Source organism: Pseudomonadota bacterium, from assembly GCA_022361155.1.
Lineage (GTDB): Bacteria > Myxococcota_A > Polyangia > Polyangiales > JAKSBK01 > JAKSBK01.
The window spans coordinates 1-1,396 of sequence record JAKSBK010000550.1 but is presented as its reverse complement, the minus strand read 5'-3'; the positions used below and the strand labels follow the sequence as shown (position 1 = coordinate 1,396).

Annotated in this window: 2 protein-coding genes; one reads left to right on the top strand and one right to left on the bottom strand. The window is 56.6% G+C overall.

The annotated features are described in order from the left end of the window. Positions 1-10: 10 nt before the first annotated feature. Positions 11-715, bottom strand: a complete 705-nt coding sequence (locus tag MJD61_20435) for a methyltransferase domain-containing protein (protein MCG8557631.1) — start codon at positions 713-715, stop codon at positions 11-13. A gap of 241 nt (positions 716-956) precedes the next feature. Here MJD61_20435 and MJD61_20430 point away from each other — a divergent pair. Continuing rightward, on the top strand, positions 957-1,396 hold a 440-nt coding region (locus MJD61_20430; protein MCG8557630.1), incomplete at its 3' end, for an adenylate/guanylate cyclase domain-containing protein.

Sequence of the window (1,396 nt, the reverse complement as noted above, 5' to 3'; positions counted from 1 at the left end):
TGTGGGCGTGCTATTTTTCCGCGATCAGGTAGGCGATCCAGGACGGGTCGCATTCGGCGGTTTGGACGGTTTCCCATTCGCCGTTGCCTTCGCCGTCTTCGTCTTCGCCTTCCCAGTACACGTCGACTTTGGAAAAACCGGCTTCTTGGAGTTCCTTCACGATCAATCGGAGATCGCAATATCCATATGGCAATTCCAGGAACTTTGGCGGGTCGTCAGGATATAGCCGGCCCACGGCGTCGTGGATTGTCTTGGCAAAGAGGTTGTTGTCCAAGGAGTCCCAGACATTGAACAAATATCGCCCGCCGGGGGTGAGAACTCGGGCAGCCTCTCGATAGCCCCTCATTCGATCGGGGAAGAACATGACCCCGAACTGACAAACAACGGCATCGAATGAACCCGACTCAAACGGCAAAACGGTCGCGTCGGCTTGCCGGAACGCGACGTTGGACGCAGCGCCCATGGCCTTCTGCGCCTCCACGATCATCGGTTCATTGAGATCGGTGGCAATGAGCCGTGACTTGGGACCGAGCTTATCGGCTATGTTCCGCGTGACGATGCCGGTGCCGCAAGCTGTTTCCAGTACGTCCGATCCTTCCGGCGCTTGGAGGGCTTCGGCGAGCAGGGATGCATAATCGGCAAAGATGAGGGGAACAAAGTAGCGCTCATAGTTTTCCGGGATTGACCCGGCAAATTCGCGATGGTGCTGCTCCATAGCTGCGTCGCCCGTGTGTTGGGGATAGATAGTCGTCAGCAGACGCCTGTTGACTGAAACTGGATCGAGTGACCGCGCGAAAACAATAGCGCGGACGAGACCTGACGAACCTATCAAATTGCATCGGCAACCGCCAAAAGGTGTGTCCTATTAGTGAACTCGTTCACTAGGGGAGGGTCATTGGACGCAGTTGGAATTCCAGCTAGGCTGTGTTGGGACGCGCGAATGGGGAGCACTCATCTTGAAAGTCGAGACGTGGCTCAAATCGCTGGGACTTGAGCAGTACACGGAAGCATTTGTTGAGAATGCTATCGACGAGGAGGTTCTGCCCGAACTATCCGACTCCGATCTTGCGTCAATTGGTGTCCTTCTTGGTCATCGTAGGAAGATGCTCAAGGCAATCGCCGCCATGTCGCGCGAGCCTGTGGAAATCACCCAGACTGAAACTGCTTCGACCACGCCGAGCACGGCTTTAGGAGAGCGCCGCCAACTGACTGTCATGTTCTGTGATCTTGCCGGATCGACTGATCTGGCATCCCGTCTCGACCCGGAAGACCTGCAAGACATCATTCGCGCCTACCAGGAATGCTGCGCCCGCGTCACGGCCCGCTATGACGGCTACGTCGCCAAATACATGGGAGACGGTGTCCTCATCTACTTCGGCTATCCGCGCGCGCACGG